At 72.9% G+C, this 17283-nt stretch carries 18 protein-coding genes; 4 read left to right on the top strand and 14 right to left on the bottom strand.

The features are described 5' to 3' along the window. The first annotated feature begins 103 nt into the window (after nt 1-103). The gene (locus tag AB0N90_RS35720) at nt 104-502 is read left to right on the top strand and encodes a hypothetical protein (protein ID WP_365203454.1); all 399 of its coding nucleotides are present in this window, start codon (nt 104-106) and stop codon (nt 500-502) included. Between the two features lie 16 nt (nt 503-518). Here AB0N90_RS35720 and AB0N90_RS35715 read toward each other — a convergent pair whose 3' ends face one another. The 14 genes from AB0N90_RS35715 to AB0N90_RS35650 all read right to left on the bottom strand — a co-directional run bounded on the left by AB0N90_RS35715 (nt 519) and on the right by AB0N90_RS35650 (nt 14607). Continuing rightward, the gene (locus AB0N90_RS35715; RefSeq protein WP_365203452.1) at nt 519-938 is read right to left on the bottom strand and encodes an NUDIX hydrolase; all 420 of its coding nucleotides are present in this window, start codon (nt 936-938) and stop codon (nt 519-521) included. Then, nucleotides 935-1972: a CHAD domain-containing protein gene (locus AB0N90_RS35710; protein ID WP_365203450.1), complete on the bottom strand. Its 1038-nt coding sequence runs from the start codon at nt 1970-1972 to the stop codon at nt 935-937. Before AB0N90_RS35710 ends, AB0N90_RS35715 begins: the two co-directional genes overlap by 4 nt. Next, nucleotides 1953-4184, bottom strand: coding sequence for an RNA degradosome polyphosphate kinase (locus tag AB0N90_RS35705; RefSeq protein WP_365203448.1), 2232 nt, complete (start codon nt 4182-4184; stop codon nt 1953-1955). The genes AB0N90_RS35710 and AB0N90_RS35705 overlap by 20 nt, the downstream gene beginning before the upstream one ends. Nucleotides 4185-4546: 362 nt before the next feature. Further along, on the bottom strand, nt 4547-5536 hold the full coding sequence (locus tag AB0N90_RS35700; protein ID WP_365203447.1) for an ABC transporter permease: 990 nt from the start codon (nt 5534-5536) through the stop codon (nt 4547-4549). Further along, the gene (locus AB0N90_RS35695; RefSeq protein ID WP_365203445.1) at nt 5533-6405 is read right to left on the bottom strand and encodes an ABC transporter ATP-binding protein; all 873 of its coding nucleotides are present in this window, start codon (nt 6403-6405) and stop codon (nt 5533-5535) included. The genes AB0N90_RS35700 and AB0N90_RS35695 overlap by 4 nt, the downstream gene beginning before the upstream one ends. Beyond that, on the bottom strand, nt 6402-6788 hold the full coding sequence (locus AB0N90_RS35690; RefSeq protein WP_085568618.1) for a GntR family transcriptional regulator: 387 nt from the start codon (nt 6786-6788) through the stop codon (nt 6402-6404). The genes AB0N90_RS35695 and AB0N90_RS35690 overlap by 4 nt, the downstream gene beginning before the upstream one ends. A gap of 101 nt (nt 6789-6889) precedes the next feature. Next, entirely contained in the window at nt 6890-7816 is a 927-nt protein-coding gene (gene mshD / locus AB0N90_RS35685; RefSeq protein ID WP_365203443.1) for a mycothiol synthase, read from the bottom strand. Between the two features lie 94 nt (nt 7817-7910). Further along, nucleotides 7911-8741 carry a serine hydrolase domain-containing protein gene (locus AB0N90_RS35680; protein WP_365203441.1) on the bottom strand — a complete coding sequence of 277 codons (831 nt, stop codon included), beginning with the start codon at nt 8739-8741 and terminating at the stop codon, nt 7911-7913. Between the two features lie 40 nt (nt 8742-8781). Next, nucleotides 8782-10263 carry a HAMP domain-containing sensor histidine kinase gene (locus AB0N90_RS35675; RefSeq protein ID WP_365203440.1) on the bottom strand — a complete coding sequence of 494 codons (1482 nt, stop codon included), beginning with the start codon at nt 10261-10263 and terminating at the stop codon, nt 8782-8784. Next, complete coding sequence (locus tag AB0N90_RS35670; protein WP_361682602.1) at nt 10260-10994, bottom strand: response regulator transcription factor; 735 nt, start codon at nt 10992-10994, stop codon at nt 10260-10262. The genes AB0N90_RS35675 and AB0N90_RS35670 overlap by 4 nt, the downstream gene beginning before the upstream one ends. 174 nt (nt 10995-11168) lie before the next feature. After that, nucleotides 11169-11417, bottom strand: a complete 249-nt coding sequence (locus tag AB0N90_RS35665; RefSeq protein ID WP_365203439.1) for a hypothetical protein — start codon at nt 11415-11417, stop codon at nt 11169-11171. Nucleotides 11418-11510: 93 nt separating this feature from the next. Further along, entirely contained in the window at nt 11511-12560 is a 1050-nt protein-coding gene (locus tag AB0N90_RS35660) for a trypsin-like peptidase domain-containing protein (protein ID WP_365203437.1), read from the bottom strand. 154 nt (nt 12561-12714) lie between these two features. Continuing rightward, nucleotides 12715-13740 carry a LacI family DNA-binding transcriptional regulator gene (locus tag AB0N90_RS35655; RefSeq protein WP_086806365.1) on the bottom strand — a complete coding sequence of 342 codons (1026 nt, stop codon included), beginning with the start codon at nt 13738-13740 and terminating at the stop codon, nt 12715-12717. An 87-nt stretch (nt 13741-13827) separates the two neighbouring features. Further along, entirely contained in the window at nt 13828-14607 is a 780-nt protein-coding gene (locus AB0N90_RS35650; protein WP_361682594.1) for a response regulator transcription factor, read from the bottom strand. A 179-nt stretch (nt 14608-14786) separates the two neighbouring features. Here AB0N90_RS35650 and AB0N90_RS35645 point away from each other — a divergent pair, with 179 nt between their 5' ends. The 3 genes from AB0N90_RS35645 to AB0N90_RS35635 are packed head-to-tail and all read left to right on the top strand — an operon-like array spanning nt 14787 to nt 17235. Further along, entirely contained in the window at nt 14787-15611 is an 825-nt protein-coding gene (locus tag AB0N90_RS35645) for an alpha/beta fold hydrolase (protein WP_365203435.1), read from the top strand. Between the two features lie 51 nt (nt 15612-15662). Beyond that, on the top strand, nt 15663-15917 hold the full coding sequence (locus AB0N90_RS35640) for a MoaD/ThiS family protein (protein ID WP_111583978.1): 255 nt from the start codon (nt 15663-15665) through the stop codon (nt 15915-15917). 4 nt (nt 15918-15921) lie between these two features. Next, the gene (locus AB0N90_RS35635; protein WP_365203434.1) at nt 15922-17235 is read left to right on the top strand and encodes a hypothetical protein; all 1314 of its coding nucleotides are present in this window, start codon (nt 15922-15924) and stop codon (nt 17233-17235) included. Nucleotides 17236-17283 lie beyond the last annotated feature (48 nt).

The raw sequence follows: 17283 nt of genomic DNA, 5'->3' as shown, positions 1-17283 counted from the left end.
ATCGTCGGCACGAGCGGACGGGTCTTCGGCCTCCGTCGCGCAGGGGAGTGGCTGCTGGTGCTCATAGGATCTTGGGCCCAGGCATGGAGGTCGGAGGGGCACGATGGACGAACCGCGGATAAGACTCGGCAGCGACGACGTGTGGCTGGAACTGGCTCGGAACGATGGGGAGAGCTGGCAGGTCACCGCCGATTGGTGCTCGTGGCTGACAGCCGACTTCGCCGTGGATCTCAGCGTTGCGGAGGTCGTGGACTTCGCGGTCCGCATGCTCTCCCACCTGCGTGCGCCGTCGGGTGGACGCTTTTCCGCCGCGGTGACTCCCGGTCGGAACAATCCGCTGAGGTTGACGGCGGAGCCCGTCGGGGACGGTTTCGCGTTTTTTGTGCGCCTGACTCCCCACGGCGACGACGGCGTGTGTCATTTGCAGATAGAGATCGACCCGATCGGCACGTCGGAACTTTGTGAGGCATTCAGCGCGCTGCACGCCGCGCTGGTGGTCTGACCCCCGGAACATCCGGTCAGCGCGGAACCCTCGCGATCGCCGCCAGTGCCGGGGGGATCAAGTCCCTGTCGTGGGGATACGTCAGACGGTCGCGGGCCTCGGTCGGGGGGAGCCAGAGGAGGGTGGTGACCTCGGCGTTGGGGGTGAAGGAGCCGCCCGTCGATTCGGCGGCCCAGTACGTGACCTCCTTCGGGCGGCCCGCGTGGTCGAGGTAGCGGGCGGTCGGCAGGGCGGTGCCGAGGCGGCAGGTGTGGCCCGTCTCCTCCTCGACCTCGCGCAGCGCGGCCGCCTCGGCGCTCTCGCCCCGCTTCAGCTTCCCCTTGGGCCAGGACCAGTCGGACCACTTGGGGCGGTGGACCAGGGCGAGTTCGACGGCTCCGGCGGGGGAACGGCGCCACAGGACGCAGCCCGCGGCCCGTACCGGGGTGCCGGTCATACCGTCTCCACCGCCTCTCGCTGCCAGGCGCGCTGGAAGGCGAACCGGGCCGCCTCCACCTCATGGCGCTGGTCCGCGTGCAGGACGCCGAGGGCGTAGGCCGTGGCGGGGGCGATCCGGGGGGTGCGGGCCGCCTGGGCCGCGGCGGCCGCCGCCTCGGAGGCGTCGCGGTGCCGGTTCAGGGCCTGGCCCGCCGCCAGCAGCCGTACGTCCACGGGGGTCCCGGCGTCCAGCACCTCGCGCGCGTAGCGGTGCAGGCGCAGCAGCAGCCGTACCTGGTGCCAGGGGCCGTCCTGGGGGTGCGGGGACGGATCCGGGGACAGGCCGTGGATCAGGGCCTCCGCGTTGTACGGGTGGCCCGCGGTGAGCAGCGGCAGCGCGGTGATGGCGTCGGTGAGCCGTTCGCGGGCGGCGCCGGCCAGCGGGCGCAGGTCGGTGGTGGGGGCGGTGGGGGTGAGCGGCACCTCGCTGGCGAGCACGGCGACCTTGTCGGCGACGGCGTGGAAGCGGCTGGAGCCGAGCGCCTGGAGGGCGGTGGAGTGGGCGCGGGTCCGGGCGAGGGTGAGCTGGCGGTCGAGCAGGGCGCCCGCCTTCGCCGCGCCCACCGTCAGATTGCCGCGCTCCGGCGGGGCGGCCACGGGGCCGCCGGGCACCGTCACCTGCTCGGGGAAGGCCGCCGCCCCCGACAGCCGGTGCAGCGCCTGCAGCAGCCGCTCCAGCCGGGCCTCGTACGCGTGCTCCAGGGCCAAGGTGCCCGAGAGCCAGGCCAGTTCGGGCCGCATCGACTCCGACCAGGCGGGGTCGAGCAGGGGGCGGTAGGTGTGCAGGCTGCCGCTGATGCGCCGGGCCGAGCGGCGCAGGGCGCGGGCCGCGTCGACGGATTCCTCGCCGGAGCCCGTGGCGCCCCCGGTCTCCCGGTGCAGGCGCAGGGCGCGCAGGAACTCCGTGGCGTGGGTGCGCAGATAGCCCGCGAGGGCGTCCCCCGTCACCACCTCGGCCGTGGGGTCCGTCGGGTCAAGGTGTTGCTGTGCCACGCCGGCGCCTCCGGGCGTCTATGAGCATCTCCTGGATGTTGCGCAGGGGTTGGCCGTCCGCGTCCAGCGCGTGCCGGGTCCACTCGCCGTCCGGGCCGAGGTGCCAGGACGCGGTGGTGTCGGACATGCCGGTGTCCAGCAGCCGGTTGATGGCCGCGCGGTGGCCGGGGTCGACGACCCGCACCAGGGCCTCGATCCGCCGGTCGAGGTTGCGGTGCATCATGTCGGCGCTGCCGATCCACACCTCGGGCTCGCCGCCGTTGCCGAAGGCGAACACCCGGGAGTGCTCCAGGAAGCGGCCGAGGATCGAGCGGACCCGGATGTTCTCCGAGAGCCCGGGGACGCCGGGCCGGATCGCGCAGATGCCGCGGACCCAGACGTCCACCGGCACGCCCGCCTGGGCAGCCCGGTAGAGGGCGTCGATGACGGCCTCGTCGACCATCGAGTTGACCTTGATGCGGATGAACGCGGGGCGGCCCGCGCGATGGTGCTGGATCTCCTTGGTGATCCGCGATATCAGGCCGTCCCGCAGGGACTTGGGGGCGACCAGCAGCCGGCGGTAGGTCTCCCGGCGGGAGTAGCCGGACAGCCGGTTGAACAGGTCGGAGAGGTCCGCGCCGACCTGCGGGTCGGCGGTGAGCAGGCCGAGGTCCTCGTACAGCCGGGCGGTCTTCGGGTGGTAGTTGCCGGTGCCGACGTGGCTGTAGCGGCGCAGGGTCTCGCCCTCCTGGCGGACCACCAGCGACAGCTTGCAGTGCGTCTTCAGACCGACCAGGCCGTAGACGACATGGCAGCCGGCCTCCTCCAGCTTCTTCGCCCACTTGATGTTGGCGTGCTCGTCGAAGCGGGCCTTGATCTCCACCAGCACCAGGACCTGCTTGCCGGACTCGGCGGCGTCTATGAGCGCGTCCACGATCGGGGAGTCGCCGGAGGTGCGGTACAGGGTCTGCTTGATCGCGAGGACGTCCGGGTCCTCGGCGGCCTGCTGGAGGAAGGCCTGCACGGAGGTGGAGAAGCTGTCGTACGGGTGGTGCAGCAGCACGTCCCGCTGGCGCAGCGCCGCGAAGATGTCGGGCGCGGAGGCCGACTCGACCTCGGCGAGGTCGCGGTGGGTGCCCGCGATGAACTTGCGGTACTTCAGCTCGGGCCGGTCCAGGCCGTGGATGCGGAACAGACCGGTGAGGTCGAGCGGGCCGGGCAGCGGGTAGACCTCGGCCTCGGAGATCTTCAGCTCGCGCACCAGCAGGTCGAGCACCTCGCGGTCGATGGACTCCTCGACCTCCAGGCGCACCGGCGGCCCGAAGCGGCGCCGCATGAGCTCCTTCTCCAGGGCCTGGAGCAGGTTCTCGGCGTCGTCCTCCTCGACCTCCAGGTCCTCGTTGCGGGTGAGCCGGAAGGCGTGGTGCTCCAGCACCTCCATGCCCGGGAACAGCTCTTCGAGGTGGGCGGCGATGACGTCCTCGACGGGGACGTACCGGCCGGGGCTGGACTCCAGGAAGCGGGAGAGCAGCGGCGGCACCTTCACGCGCGCGAAGTGCTTGTGGCCGCTGACCGGGTTGCGTACGACGACGGCCAGGTTCAGGGACAGGCCGGAGATGTACGGGAAGGGGTGCGCGGGGTCCACGGCGAGCGGGGTGAGGACGGGGAAGATCTGGTGCCGGAACAGCGTGAACAGGCGGGCCTGCTCCTTGTCCGCCAGTTCGCTCCAGCGCACCAGGTGGATGCCCTCCTCCGCGAGCGCGGGGGCGACGTCCTCGTGGTAGCAGGCGGCGTGCCGGGCCATCAGCTCGCGGGAGCGGGCCCAGATCATCTCCAGGACCTCGCGCGGCTGGAGCCCGGAGGCGGACCGGGTGGCCACGCCGGTGGCGATGCGGCGCTTGAGTCCGGCGACCCGGACCATGAAGAACTCGTCCAGGTTGCTGGCGAAGATCGCGAGGAAGTTGGCGCGCTCCAGCAGGGGGGTGTTCGGGTCCTCGGCCAGTTCCAGGACGCGTTCGTTGAAGGCGAGCCAGCTGCGCTCCCGGTCGAGGAAGCGGCCCTGGGGCAGCGGGCTGCCGTCGGCCTGGGACTCCTCGTACGCGTCGAGATCCGCGTCGATGTCGGGTTCCAGGTCGGAGACCGCGGAGGTCACGGTGTGCGGCCGGTGCGCCGCGATGGAGCCCACGGGGGGCTGCGGGTGCTGTGCCTCTGCCTGGGTGTCTTGCTGGCTCATGAACCCATTCTTCCGCGCGACCGGTGCGACAGGCGCGTCGGAACGCGCGGGCGGGAGCGTCACGGTCCCGTTCCCCGCGGGCCCCTCGGGGGGCGGCGAAGGCTCTGGCACGACGGGTTTCATTGGCCGAGCGTCGCAAGCCCGTCTGAATCGATGGTTACGGAGACATGACGTGCGGGATAGCGCGGGGCGGCTCCCGGGGGTCCGGGGCGCGAAAGCGACGGATTCCGCAGCGCCCCGGACGCGGTCGTACAAGGTCGTACAAGGTCGTACGGGTTCGAAAGCCCGGGTGCGGGACCGTACGGCGGCGTACGGTCCCGCACCCGGGCGGAGAAAGGCCGGACGGCCCGGCCCGAGGGGGCTCAGGCCCGCGCGGCGCGCAGCGTCCCGGTCTGCCGGCGCAGGACCAGGAAGCAGCCGGTGACCAGCAGCGCGGCGACGGCCAGGGTCAGCGCGGTGGTGGTGAGCTGGAGGCCCCAGAGGTGGGACTGCGGCTGGTAGGTGTTGTAGCGGCCGGTGAAGCGGTCGAACGCCGTCGCGCAGGACGTGACGGAGTCGCACGTCGGGGGCGGCACATGGGCGCCGGAGGCGGTCACCATGCCCTGGTCGACCACCATGCCCTTGCCGAGGAAGCCCTGGTCGACGGTGCTCAGCCGGGTCACCGCGGGCCACAGGTGCGGCATCGCCAGCTCCATCAGCCAGCGCACGACGCCCACCGCCACCAGGCCGACCGCCAGCGCGGGCAGCGTCCGGCGCAGCAGCAGCCCGGCCAGGGCGCCGGCGGCGAGCCCGGCGAGGGCCATGGCCGCGAGGGTGGGGCCGCCCGCGTGGAAGGTGAAGCGGTCGTACCACTCCTTGGCGCTCTCGATCCGGCCCTGGCTCGCGGTCCAGGCGCGGTGGTGCAGCCAGGCCAGCAGTCCGGTGCAGACGGTGACGCCGAGTGCCGGGACGGCCAGGCGCACGGCCAGCCAGCGGGCCGGGGAGGTGGCCTGGGTCCAGGCGAGCCGGGCGGTGCCGGACTCCAGCTCCCGGCCGGTCAGCGCGGCGCCCGCCCAGGCGGCCAGCACGAAGGGCAGCACGTTCAGGGCGATGGTGGCGTAGTTGTAGTAGTCCTTGTAGCGCAGGATCGCGTTCTGGTCGTAGCTGCACCGCTCGCTCGTGGTGCAGCTCTCGTACTGCCGCCAGGCGTCCGCCGCCGCGTTCAGGAGCGGGCCGTCGAGGGCGAGCAGCAGGGCGGCCAGGGCGAGCCAGAACACGGCCCAGGTGTAGATCGCGGGCCGGTGCAGGCGCAGCAGCCAGCGGGTCTGCCGGGGCCGGTCGACGGGCGCGGCGGTCAGGGTCACGGCGCTCACGCGGCACGCTCCTCGGTCGGGTTCGGTGCGCCGGCGTCCCGCAGATGGGCGAGGACCAGCTCTTCCAGGGAGGGCGCGGTGGTGCGCCAGTCGTCGGCGAGCGGTCCGGCCGGGCGGATCAGCGCGGTGAGCTGGCGGCCGGTGACGCGGGACTCGACCACGGTGTGCGGGGCGAGGTCGGCGCTCGCGGCGCCGCTGACCCGCAGATGGGCGCCGAGCAGCTCGTCGATCTCGCCGGCCAGCCGGACCCGGCCGCCCGCGACCAGCAGCAGATGGTCGCAGGAGTCCTCCAGCTCCGCGATGACGTGCGAGGACAGCACGATCGTGGTGCCGTGCATCGCGGCCTGGCCCATCAGCGTGCCCATCAGCTCGTGCCGGGCCAGTGGGTCCAGGTCGGCCATCGGCTCGTCCAGGAGCAGCAGTTCGGGCCGCTTGCCGAGGGCGAGGGCGAGCGCGACACGGGTGCGCTGGCCGCCGGAGAGGGTGCGGATCCGGGCGGTCGCGTCCAGCTCCTCGACGATGTGCCCGGCCAGCTCCGCGTCCCAGCGCCCGGGGTTGAGATCGGCGCCCATGCGCAGCGTCTCCGCGACGGTGAGCTGCGGGTACAGCGGCTTGTCCTGGGCGACGTAGCCGACCCGGGGCCGGGCCCCCGCGGCGGTGGTGCCGAGGACGGTGAGGGTGCCCTCGGTGGGGGCCGTCAGTCCGGCGGCGAGGGCCAGCAGGGTGGACTTGCCCGCCCCGTTGGGGCCCACGACGGCGCACACGCGCCCGGTCGGCAGGTGGAACGCGCAGTCCCGCAGGGCCCAGCGGCCCCGGCGGCCGAACCGCTTGCCCAGAGCGTCGGCCCGCAGGGCCGTGTCGCTGCTCATGACGGATCTCCCTGGAAGTGCTTGTCGAGTACGGCGGTGAAGAGCGCGGCCACGTCCTCCCGCTCCAGGCCGGCCGCGTCGGCGCGGCGCGCCCAGTCCTCCAGCTCGGTGCGGAGCGGGGAGTCGGCGGGGGTGGCGCCCAGTGCCCGGCGCACGAAGGTGCCCAGTCCACGCCGTGCCTCGACCAGGCCCTCCCGCTCCAGTTCGCGGTAGGCCTTGAGGACGGTGTTGGGGTTGATGGCGGTGGCCTCGACGACCTCGCGGGCCGTGGGCAGCCGGTCGCCGGGGCGCAGCAGGCCCAGGCGCAGGGCCTGTTTGGTCTGCTGGACGATCTGGACGTACGTGGCGACACCGCTGTGCCGGTCGATGCGATATTCGACCACGCGTTGCACCACCCTTTCACTAATTGAGTAGTGAAAGGGTGGTGCAAAGAAGGGGCGGCCGTCAAGGCGACCGCCCCTTAAGGTCCCTTGCGGGCCCTATGTCACGTCTCGGTCCGGTACATCAGGTCCGTCTCGTACGTACGGAAGCCCAGCCGCTCGTACACCGAGACCGCGGCCTTGTTGTCGGCGTCGACGTAGAGCATCGCGGTCGGCAGGCCCTGCGCGGCGAGATGGCGCAGGCCGATGGTGGTGAGCGCCTTGCCGAGGCCGCCGCCCTGCTCGCCGGGGCGGACGCCGAGCACATAGACCTCGCCGAGGCCCTCCTCGGCGTGCACCTTGGTCCAGTGGAAGCCGATCAGCTCCCCGCGCCGCTCGGCGAGGAAGAACCCGGCCGGGTCGAACCACGGCTGGGCCTTGCGGTCGTCCAGGTCGCGCTGGGTCAGCGAGCCCTGCTCGGGGTGGTGGGCGAACGCGCCCGCGTTGACCGCGAGCCACGCGGTGTCGTCCTTGCCGGGCTCGAAGGCGCGCACGCTCACGCCCTCGGGCAGCTGCGGGTCCGCCAGCTCAAGGCCGGTCAACTCCCGCCGCATCTGGCGCAGTTCGCGGAACAGGGTGAGGCCGAGCACCTGGGCGAGATGGCGGGCGGCGGGGTGTCCGCCGTGCGCCCACACCCGCAGCCGCTTGCCGGAGGCGGCGAGCAGGGCCGCGCCGAGCGCCCGCCCGTGTCCGTGCCCGCGGAACTCGGGGCCGATGACGAGTTCGGCGGCCGGCGCCTCCACCGGATCGGTGTCCTCCAGCTGGGCGTAGCCGACGAGTTGGCCGTCGACGGCCAGCAGCAGATGCGAGACGCCCTCCCGGGCTCCTCCGCGCAGCTGTAGCCGGCCCTGCTCGGACACCGGCTGCTGCCCGTCGACCCGCGCGGCCTCGCCGAGCAGGGTGAGCACGGCCTCGGCCTGGTCCGGGGTGAGCGCGGAATGGGTCTCGATGGAGCGGGCGGGAAAGGCCCGTACGGTGTCGTCGCTGCTCATGCGTACGAGGGTACGGGGCGGGTACGGGCGACGCCGAGAACACCGGCCGGGAGTCGACCGGCGCGGGTGCGCCGGGGTGTCGTCGCGGTGTTCGTCAGGAGGTCCGGGTGGCGGCCCTCAGGGTGTCCAGGGCCAGCTTGTCCGTCGCGGCGCTCGCACCGGACAGACGGTGCACGAGGATCCAGCCCTGCGGTACGACACCGGCGAAGACGGACGCGCCGCGGGTCGCGCCGTTGTGCCACAGCAGGCGCCCCGCCTTCTGCCAGGCCGGCGCGGGCGCACCGAGCCTGCGGTCGACGAGCAGGCCGGTGACGAGGCGGGCGGTGGCCCGGGGGGTCGCCCACAGCCCTCCGGCGGGCAGGATCGCGCCGGTCATCGTCCAGGGGCGCCGCGGCCGCCCGAACAGCCCCCGGCGGCACAGCCGTACGTCGGCGGGCGGGTCGGCGGTGACATCGGTGACGCCGAGGGGGTCGAGGAGATGGCGGCGCAGGAGTTCCTCGTACGGGGTGCGGGTGGCCGCGACCAGGGCGGCGCCGAGCAGGGCGTAGCCGAGGTTGGAGTACTCCTCGGTGCTGCCCGCGGGCGCCGTGGCCAGCGTGTCGAGGCGTCGTACGACCGAGTCCAGGGCGCGGTCGTCGAAGCCCGCGTACGGGTCGCGCCCGCGGATCCCCTCGGGCAGCCGGGGCAGGCCCGAGGTGTGCTCGGCGAGATGGCGCAGGGTGATCCCGGTGCCGCCGGGCGCCGGCAGGAACCGTTCCAGCGGGTCGTCGAGTGCCAGGACCCCGCGGTCGGCCAGGGCGGTCAGCACGGTCGCCGTGAACGTCTTCGTCAGGGAACCGATCTGCACGAACCGACCGGGGTCGTGGCCATGCAGGATCCGGGGCGCCTCGAAGCTGCTGAGTACGCAGGTGGGTACGCGGGACATGGTGATCCTTCGGCGGGACCTTCGGCGGTACCGGACAGGGCTAGCCTGCCACCTCGGCCGCCGCCGGTTCCGGTGGGGGGACCGGGGCGCCGGGCAGGCGTACGGTCGCCACCGAGCCGCCGCCGGGGGCCGGGGCCAACGTGACCTCGCCGCCGGACTGCTGGACCGTACGCGCGACGATGGACAGGCCGAGGCCGGAGCCGGGGAGGGCGCGGGCGCCGGGGGAGCGCCAGAAGCGGTCGAAGACATGGGGGAGTTCGTCCTCGGGGACGCCGGGGCCGTGGTCGCGGACGGTGAGGACACCCTCGGTCAGCCGGACCTCGACGGTGCCGCCCTCGGGGCTGAACTTCACCGCGTTGTCCAGGATGTTGACCACCGCGCGCTCCAGCGCCGACGGCTCCCCGACCACGAACCACGGCTCCAGGTCCGCCGTGATCGTCAGCTCCGGGCCGCGCAGCCGGGCCCGGCGCAGCGCCGCCTCCACGGTGTCCTGGAACGGCACCACCTGCACCCGCTCGCCGCGCTGCCCCTCCGAACGCGACAGCTCCTGCAAGTCACCGATCAGCGAGGCCAGTTCCGTCATCTGCGCCTTCACCGAGTTCAGCAGCGCCTTGCGGTCCTCGGGCGGCAGCGGGCGGCCGGTCTCCTCGCTGCGGGTGAGCAGTTCGATATTGGTGCGCAGCGAGGTCAGCGGGGTGCGCAGCTCGTGCCCGGCGTCCGCGATCAGCCGCTGCTGGAGCTCCCGGGAACCGGCCAGCGAGGCCGTCATGGAGTTGAAGGACCGGGACAGCCGGGCCACCTCGTCCTCGCTGTCGTCCTCCACCGGGATCCGGATGGTCAGATCCTCGGTGCGGGAGACGTGCTCCACGGCCTCGGTGAGCTTGTCCACCGGCCGCAGCCCGGCCCGGGCGACGGCGAGACCCGCGGCACCGGCGCCGAGGACGCCGACACCGGAGACCAGCAGCAGGATGAGCGCCAGGTCGTTGAGGGTCTTCTGGGTGTTCTTCAGGGGTACGGCGATCATCATGGCCGCGCCCGGATACAGCTGGGGGCCCACGTTCGTGTCGATCACCAGTGGCATGGTGAGCACCCGGACGTCATTGCCCTGGGTGTCCGTGCCGTTGCGCAGGATGCCGCTGCTGTGGGTGCCGCCGTCGCGGATCACGGCCCGGTCGGCGGCGGTGGTCCGCACCGTGCCCGGCGAATCCGAAGGGACACAGGGCGTGCCGTCCGGCTTGACCAGCTGCGAGTAGACGGTCTCGTGGGTGCGCAGGCCGCTGTAGGGAGTGGGGTCGACCGGCTTGGGCGGGCAGGAGGCGAGCAGTTTGTACACCGCCTCCGCCGCCGGGCGCGGCGCCGATCTCTCCAGGTCCTTGTCGATCTGCTCGTACAGCTTCCGCTCCACGATGAACCAGCAGGTCACCGACACCGCCGCCACCGCGAACGCCACCGCCGCCGCGACCAGCACGGCCAGCCTGGCCCGGATCGGGAGGGAGCGGTAGCGCCGTACGACCTTGTTCACTCGGCGCCGCCCTGTCGCAGGACGTAGCCGACGCCCCGCACGGTGTGCACCAGCCGGGGCTCCCCGCCCGCCTCGGTCTTGCGGCGCAGGTACATCACGTACACGTCCAGGGAGTTGGAGGACGGCTCGAAGTCGAAGCCCCAGACCGCCTTGAGGATCTGCTCCCGGGTGAGGACCTGGCGCGGGTGCGCCATGAACATCTCCAGGAGCGTGAACTCGGTGCGGGTCAGCTCGACCTGCCGGCCGCCCCGGGTGACCTCCCGGGTCGCGAGGTCCATGCGCAGATCGCCGAAGGTGAGGGCCTCGTCCGCCTGGGCCGCCGGGGAGACGGCGGCCGCGTAGGAGCTGCGCCGCAGCAGGGCGCGGATCCGGGCGAACAGCTCGTCCAGCTCGAAGGGCTTGACGAGGTAGTCGTCGGCGCCCGCGTCCAGGCCGGTCACCCGGTCGCCGACCGTGTCGCGGGCGGTGAGCATGAGGATCGGCAGGGTGTCTCCGCCGCCGCGGATCCGGCGGGCCGCCGTCAGACCGTCCATCCGGGGCATCTGGATGTCCAGGACGACCAGGTCCGGCTGGTACGCCGCGGCCTTCTCCAGCGCGTCCGCGCCGTCGACGGCGACCTCCGTGTCGTACCCCTCGAAGGCGAGAGAGCGCTGGAGCGCCTCGCGTACGGCCGGCTCGTCGTCGACGATCAGGATGCGCTGGGTGTCACGGTCGCCATCGGCGGGGCTCATGCTCGCGATTCCTTGTGGAGATGGGTCGTGTGGTGGGGGGTGTCCGTGTTGATGTCGTTCGGGTCGTTGTTGAGGTCGTTCAGGTCGTTCAGGTCGTCCGGGTTGTTCGGGTGTCCTGGTGAAGTGTCCTCCAGCCTCCCATGGTGCCGGGTCGGGAGGCACGGACGCCAAGGGTCAGGCCGTCAGGGCCGCGAGATTGCGCATCGCGGTCAGCCGGTGCAGCGGCACCTTGTGGCCCCGGCGGTGATGCCGGTCCGCGGAGCTGCGGCGCAGCCCCATCAGCTGGGGGACGTGCGCCGGGACGATCTCCGCGGCGCGGGGTTCGGGGGCGGCCGGCGTGTGCAGTCGGCGCGCCACCGCGAGGGCGACGGTGAGGTCGGCCGGGCCGAGGCCCGCTTCCCGGTGGAAAGTCAGCTGGATCATGATGTTCCTCCAGACACCCCGAGTGACGCTGAAAGGTCCTGGTGAGGACCGGGTGAGCCCCTGATCGGGCCCAGGTGGGGCCCCGGTGAGGCCCTAGTTCTGCCCGCCCGACCGCAGCTTGGCCAGGTCGGACTTGACCGTGTTGACGGGGATCGCGAAGCCGAGGCCGATGCTGCCCGCGTCCGAGGACGAGGACGCCTGCTGGCTCGACGAGTACATCGCGGCGTTGATGCCGATGATGTTGCCGGCCGCGTCGATCAGCGCGCCGCCGGAGTTGCCGGGGTTGAGGGAGGCGTCCGTCTGGATCGCCTTGTACGTGGTGGTGGACGAGCCGGTGTCGCCGTTGAAGTTGCGGCCGCCGAACTGGAACGGCCAGCTTCCGTCGCCGCCCTGGCCCTGCGCCTGGCTCTCGTCGGTGGGCACGGTGACGTCCCGGTCGAGCGCCGAGACGATGCCACTGGTGACGGTGCCGGTCAGGCCCTCGGGCGAGCCGATCGCCACGACCGAGTCGCCGACCTGCACCCCGCTGGAGTCGCCGAGACTCGCCGCCCGCAGCCCCGAGGCGCCCTGCAGCTTGATCAGCGCGAGGTCCTTGGAGCTGTCGGTGCCCACCACGTCGGCGGTGTAGCTGTGCCCGTCGCTGGTGCGCACCTTGACCGACTGCGCGCCCGCGATGACGTGGTTGTTGGTGACGATCTCGCCGTTCGAGGAGATGATCACGCCGGAGCCGGTGGAGGAGCCGTTGTCGAGGGTGGCGTTGATCTCCACCACGCTCGGGCTGACCGCGGCCGCGATCGCGGCGACGTCGCCCTTCTTGCCGGCCGGCACCACGGCGGTGCTGGTCCCGGTGGCCGTCACGTCGTTCTTGCCGGCCAGCTCCTGGAAGCCGTACGCGGTGGCGCCGCCGACCGCCGCCGCCACGATCGCGACCGCCGCGAGGAGGGCGACGGAACCCCGGGCGCGCTTGCGCCGCGGCTCCGGCTCCGGCCCGGCGGCCGGCAGCGGCGAGGCGGCCGCCGGCTCGTACGCCGGCGGGGGCGGCCACTCCGGGTTCACGGGAGCGGAGTAGCCGTGACTCTGACTGTACGGACCCTGCGGGGTGTCGTAGTCGTACTCGCCGCTGCGGCGGAAGCTCTCGGTCATGGAAGAAGCGTCCCCGGCGACCATGAGAGCTTCCTGAGTGCTCGCTGAGAAGCCCGGCAGAACCTCGTTTGCCCGATATAAAGACGCCTCTCGGCGCTCGGCGAGGGCTCTCACCAGCCGTTAAGAAGCGGCTCTCGAGAACCCGACGACGTTGTCAGTGCTCGCACCCGCAGGAGGGGCGCACCACCAGCCGGGAGGGGAACGTCTTCAGCCGCTCGCGCCGGGACCCGGCCACCCGCAGCCCGTCGTCCAGCACCAGGTCGACCGCGGCCCGCGCCATCGCCGAGCGGTCGGAGGCGACCGTGGTCAGCGGCGGATCGGCGAACGCGGCCTCCTTGATGTCGTCGAAGCCCGCCACGGCCAGCTCCCCGGGCACATCCAGGCGCAGCTCGCGGGCGGCCCGCAGCACGCCGATCGCCTGGTCGTCGGTGGAGCAGAACATCGCCGGGGGCCGGCGGGGCCCGGACAGGATCTCCAGGGCCGCGCGATAGGCGTCGTACCGGTTGTACGGCGCCTCGAACAGCCGGCCCTCGGTGCTCAGGCCCGCCTCGGCCATGGCCCGCCTCCAGCCCTCGACGTGGTCGGAGACCGGGTCGCCGATGGCCGGGGTGTCCGCGGTGCCGCCCATGCAGGCGACGTAGGGGTGGCCGTGCTCCAGCAGATGGCGCACGGCGAGCTGGGCGCCGCCGAGGTCGTCGGTCACCACGGCGACGTCGTCGATCGCCTCGGGCCGCTCGTGCAGCAGCACCACGCGGGCGTCCCAGGCGTCGATCTCGGCGGCGGCCTGGTCGTTGAGCGCGTGGCTGACCAGGATCAGACCGGAGACCCGCATCCCGAGGAAGGCCCGCAGATAGTGGACCTCGCGCTCGGCGATGTAGTCGGTGTTGCCGACGAGCACCATCTTGCCGCGCTCGGAGGCCGCCTGTTCCACGGCGTGCGCCATCTCCCCGAAGAAGGGCTGGCGGGCGTCCGGGATGATCAGCCCTATGAGGTCGGTGCGCCGGGACGCCATCGCCTGGGCGACCCGGTCCGGGCGGTACCCCAGCTCCTTGATCGCGGCGAGGACACGCTCGCGCGTGGCCGGGGCGACCGGCCGGGGTCCGTTGTTGATGACATAGCTCACGACGGCGGTGGACGTCCCCGCCAGCCGCGCCACATCATCCCGAGTCACCTTGGCCACGCGCGGAGTCTACGCGGATTGACCCAGTTCGGGCAGGGTGTTCGGCACCCTCGCTGTGCGCGGGAAGTCGTCGGAAGGTGTGGAGGATCAAGCGTCCGCGTGGACCTCGTCCTCGGCCGGGGCGCCGGATGCGTCCGGCTCCTCCGCCTTGGCCCGGTTCGCCTCGGCCCTGCTCTCCTCCTTGCCCCGGTCGCCCTTCTCCGGGGTAACGAATCGATAACCGACGTTCCGTACGGTGCCGATCAGCGACTCGTGCTCCGGGCCGAGCTTGGCCCGCAGCCGCCGTACATGCACATCGACGGTCCGGGTGCCGCCGAAGTAGTCGTAGCCCCAGACCTCCTGGAGCAGCTGGGCGCGGGTGAAGACCCGGCCCGGGTGCTGGGCGAGGTACTTCAGCAGCTCGAACTCCTTGAAGGTCAGGTCGAGGACCCGGCCCTTGAGCTTGGCGGAGTACGTCGCCTCGTCCACCGAGAGATCGCCGTTGCGGATCTCCATCGGCGAGTCGTCGTGGGTGAGCTGCTGGCGCCCCATGGCGAGCCGCAGCCGCGCCTCGACCTCGGCGGGACCCGCGGTGTCGAGGAGCACGTCGTCCACGCCCCAGTCGGCGGTGACGGCGGCGAGGCCGCCCTCGGTGACCACGAGCAGCAGGGGACAGCCGGGACCGGTGGAGCGCAGCAGCTGGCACAGGCTGCGCACCTGCGGCAGATCGCGGCGGCCGTCGACCAGGATGACGTCGGCGCCGGGCGTGTCGACCAGGGCGGGGCCCTCGGCGGGCGCGACCCGCACATTGTGCAGGAGCAGGCCGAGGGCCGGCAGGACCTCCGTCGACGGCTGGAGGGCGTTGGTCAGGAGCAGCAGAGAACTCATACGTCTGGTTCCTCCTCGGTCCCTGCGAGAACTGTGCGGACGGGCACTGCTCTGCGTTCCCGAAGGCCCGTACACCGGGGGACGCCGAGGGAGTCCCGCTCCGTATACAACGCTTCCGAAAGCACAAAAGGACCCGGTGGCAACGCTGCCCGAGTCCTCTGCCCAGCAGAATAGCCCACATGAGCAATCGCCCGGCAGGACATGTGGCACGTTCCACCGTACGTCCGGATGCCGAGACAGGCAGACCAGGCCCTGTCCGGACATACCTGCGCACGGCGGACGGCGTTCCGGTCGAGGTCGTATACGACCCGGGGGCGGCCGTATACGACCCGGACGCCCCGGTGCTGGTGGTCGCGCACGGCTTCACCGGGGACGTGGATCGCCCGCATGTACGAAGGGTGGCGGCCGGGCTGGCCCGTTACGGCGCCGTCGTGACCTTCTCCTTCCGGGGCCACGGGCGCTCGGGCGGGCGCTCCACGGTCGGCGACAAGGAGGTCCTCGATCTCGCCGCCGCACTCGCGTGGGCGCGCGGCTTCGGGCATGTGCGGGTGGCGACCGTCGGCTTCTCCATGGGCGCCTCGGTGGTGCTGCGGCACGCGGCCCTGCGTCCGGGGGCGGTGGACGCGGTGGCCGCGGTCAGCTCGCCCGCCCGCTGGTACTACCGGGGCACCGCCCCCATGCGCCGGCTGCACTGGCTGGTCACCCGCCCCGAGGGCCGCCTGGTCGGCCGCTACGGTCTGCGCACCCGCATCCACCACCGCGACTGGGACCCCATACCGCTCTCTCCCGTCGAGGCGGTCCCCCTGATCGCCCCCACGCCCCTGCTGATCGTGCACGGCGACCGCGACGGCTACTTCCCGCTCGACCACCCGCGGATGCTCGCCGACGCCTCCGGCGGCCATGCCGAACTGTGGCTGGAGCCGGGCATGGGCCATGCGGAGCACGCCGCGGACGACGCCCTGGTGGACCGCATCGGGGACTGGGCCGCCCGCCGGTCCGGCTAGCCTGGCTCCCGTTACTTACTGACTTTTACCAGCCGTCGATTGAGGAACCAGATGCCCAAGGTCACGGTGCGCTACTGGGCCGCCGCCAAGGCCGCGGCCGGGGTCGCCGAGGAGCCGTACGACGCGGCCACCCTCGCCGACGCGCTCACCGCCGTGCGCACCCGGCACCCCGGTGAACTCACCCGCGTGCTCCAGCGCTGCTCCTATCTGATCGACGGCGACCCCGTCGGCACGCGCGCGCATGAGACGGTACGGCTGGCCGAGGGCGGCACGGTCGAGGTGCTCCCGCCGTTCGCAGGAGGGTGAGTCGATGACCGACCAGCCGTATCAGGGCGGCCCGTACGAGGGCTACGACCCCTACCAGCAGCAGCCCGCGCCGCCGCAGGACTGGCAGGGCACCGCACCGCAGGGCGCCCAGGGGGGCCCCGACCCGCAGTCCACCCAGACCTGGCAGGGCCAGACCTGGGAGACCCAGACCCACGCACCGGTCCAGGCGGCGGCGGAGGCGACGGCGTACCTGCCGCCGGTGACGGGGTATCCGCAGCAGGGGCAGTACCAGCAGCAGGGCGAGGGGTTCGCGGGAGCGCAGGCCGGGCAGCACCAGTACCAGCAGATGGGCCACCCCGGCCCCCAGCCGATGGCCCAGCCGCAGCCGTACCCACAGCCGTACCCGCAGTCGGCGACGCCGATGCCGCAGCCGTACCCGACGGCGCAGCCTCAGCCGATGGCGGGATCCGCGTCGGCCGCCCCCGCCCCCGCCACCGCCGGGCCCGCCACCGCCGGGCCCGCCGCGGGGGACCGCCCCGCCGGGGAACCGTCCGGTGACGAGCCCTCCTACGGCCCCGCGACGCTCGCCGGCAACTCCCGGATCACCGACGCGCAGCGGGCCCGCCTGGAAGGCCGTTCGCCGGTCATCGAGCCCGGGATGCAGCCGGCGCTGCTCACCGCGCTGCTCGGTCTGCTGCTGGCCGCGGCGGCGGGCCTCGGCTCGTACGCCCTGGCCGTCCCGCTGGTGCTGCTCCAGGCCGTGACGGCGGCGGGCTGGTTCCGGCTGAACGGCATGTGGCCGGCCCGGCAGGGCATCGCGCTGGCGTTCCTGGGCGGTCTCGCGGCCGACGCGGCGGTACTGGCCGCGGGCCGCGGCAACGCGCCCGCCGCGATCCTGGGCACCCTCGGCGTCTGGGTCCTGCTCTCCCTGGTCCTCCAGCTCCGCTCGCACGCCTCGCCGGACGAGCGGATGTACGGCCTGATGGCGACGGTCGCCTCCGCGGCCCTGGCGATCCTGGCCACCGGCTACCTGGGCGCCGACCCGCACGCGGTCTCGGTGGGCGCGGCCGCGGTGGCGGTCGCCGCGCTGGCGCGTGCGCTGCCGCTGCCGACCCCGGCGTCGGTCGTGGTCGCGCTGCTCGCCGCGGCGGGCGCGGGCATCGCGGTGGGCGGCATGACCGGCCTCGGCACCCAGGGCGCCCTGCTCGGCGCCCTGGCCGGCGCGTGCGCCCTGGTCGGCCACCGGGTCGCCAGCTACGACTACCCCTCCCGCTTCGTCCACTTCACCGCGGGCGTCGCCCTGCCCCTGTCGGCGGCGGCACCGGTGGTGTGGGCGCTGGGACGGGTGCTGGGCTAGGCGTTCGGAAGCCCGTCATTCACCGCGAGGATGAAAGGCGCCCATGAC

It is taken from the genome of Streptomyces sp. NPDC093018 (genome assembly GCF_040684035.1).
Taxonomy (GTDB): Bacteria; Actinomycetota; Actinomycetes; order Streptomycetales; family Streptomycetaceae; genus Streptomyces; species Streptomyces murinus.
This window is presented reverse-complemented; position numbering and strand designations above follow the sequence as displayed.

Bases quoted from the DNA above. Each gene is read 5' to 3' on its own strand.
- AB0N90_RS35720 (WP_365203454.1), top strand. From the start codon at position 104: ATGGACGAACCGCGGATAAGACTCGGCAGCGACGACGTGTGGCTGGAA.
- AB0N90_RS35715 (WP_365203452.1), bottom strand. From the start codon at position 938: ATGACCGGCACCCCGGTACGGGCCGCGGGCTGCGTCCTGTGGCGCCGT.
- AB0N90_RS35705 (WP_365203448.1), bottom strand. From the start codon at position 4,184: ATGAGCCAGCAAGACACCCAGGCAGAGGCACAGCACCCGCAGCCCCCC.
- AB0N90_RS35695 (WP_365203445.1), bottom strand. From the start codon at position 6,405: ATGAGCAGCGACACGGCCCTGCGGGCCGACGCTCTGGGCAAGCGGTTC.
- mshD (WP_365203443.1), bottom strand. From the start codon at position 7,816: ATGAGCAGCGACGACACCGTACGGGCCTTTCCCGCCCGCTCCATCGAG.
- AB0N90_RS35680 (WP_365203441.1), bottom strand. From the start codon at position 8,741: ATGTCCCGCGTACCCACCTGCGTACTCAGCAGCTTCGAGGCGCCCCGG.
- AB0N90_RS35670 (WP_361682602.1), bottom strand. From the start codon at position 10,994: ATGAGCCCCGCCGATGGCGACCGTGACACCCAGCGCATCCTGATCGTC.
- AB0N90_RS35665 (WP_365203439.1), bottom strand. From the start codon at position 11,417: ATGATCCAGCTGACTTTCCACCGGGAAGCGGGCCTCGGCCCGGCCGAC.
- AB0N90_RS35660 (WP_365203437.1), bottom strand. From the start codon at position 12,560: ATGACCGAGAGCTTCCGCCGCAGCGGCGAGTACGACTACGACACCCCG.
- AB0N90_RS35650 (WP_361682594.1), bottom strand. From the start codon at position 14,607: ATGAGTTCTCTGCTGCTCCTGACCAACGCCCTCCAGCCGTCGACGGAG.
- AB0N90_RS35645 (WP_365203435.1), top strand. From the start codon at position 14,787: ATGAGCAATCGCCCGGCAGGACATGTGGCACGTTCCACCGTACGTCCG.
- AB0N90_RS35640 (WP_111583978.1), top strand. From the start codon at position 15,663: ATGCCCAAGGTCACGGTGCGCTACTGGGCCGCCGCCAAGGCCGCGGCC.
- AB0N90_RS35635 (WP_365203434.1), top strand. From the start codon at position 15,922: ATGACCGACCAGCCGTATCAGGGCGGCCCGTACGAGGGCTACGACCCC.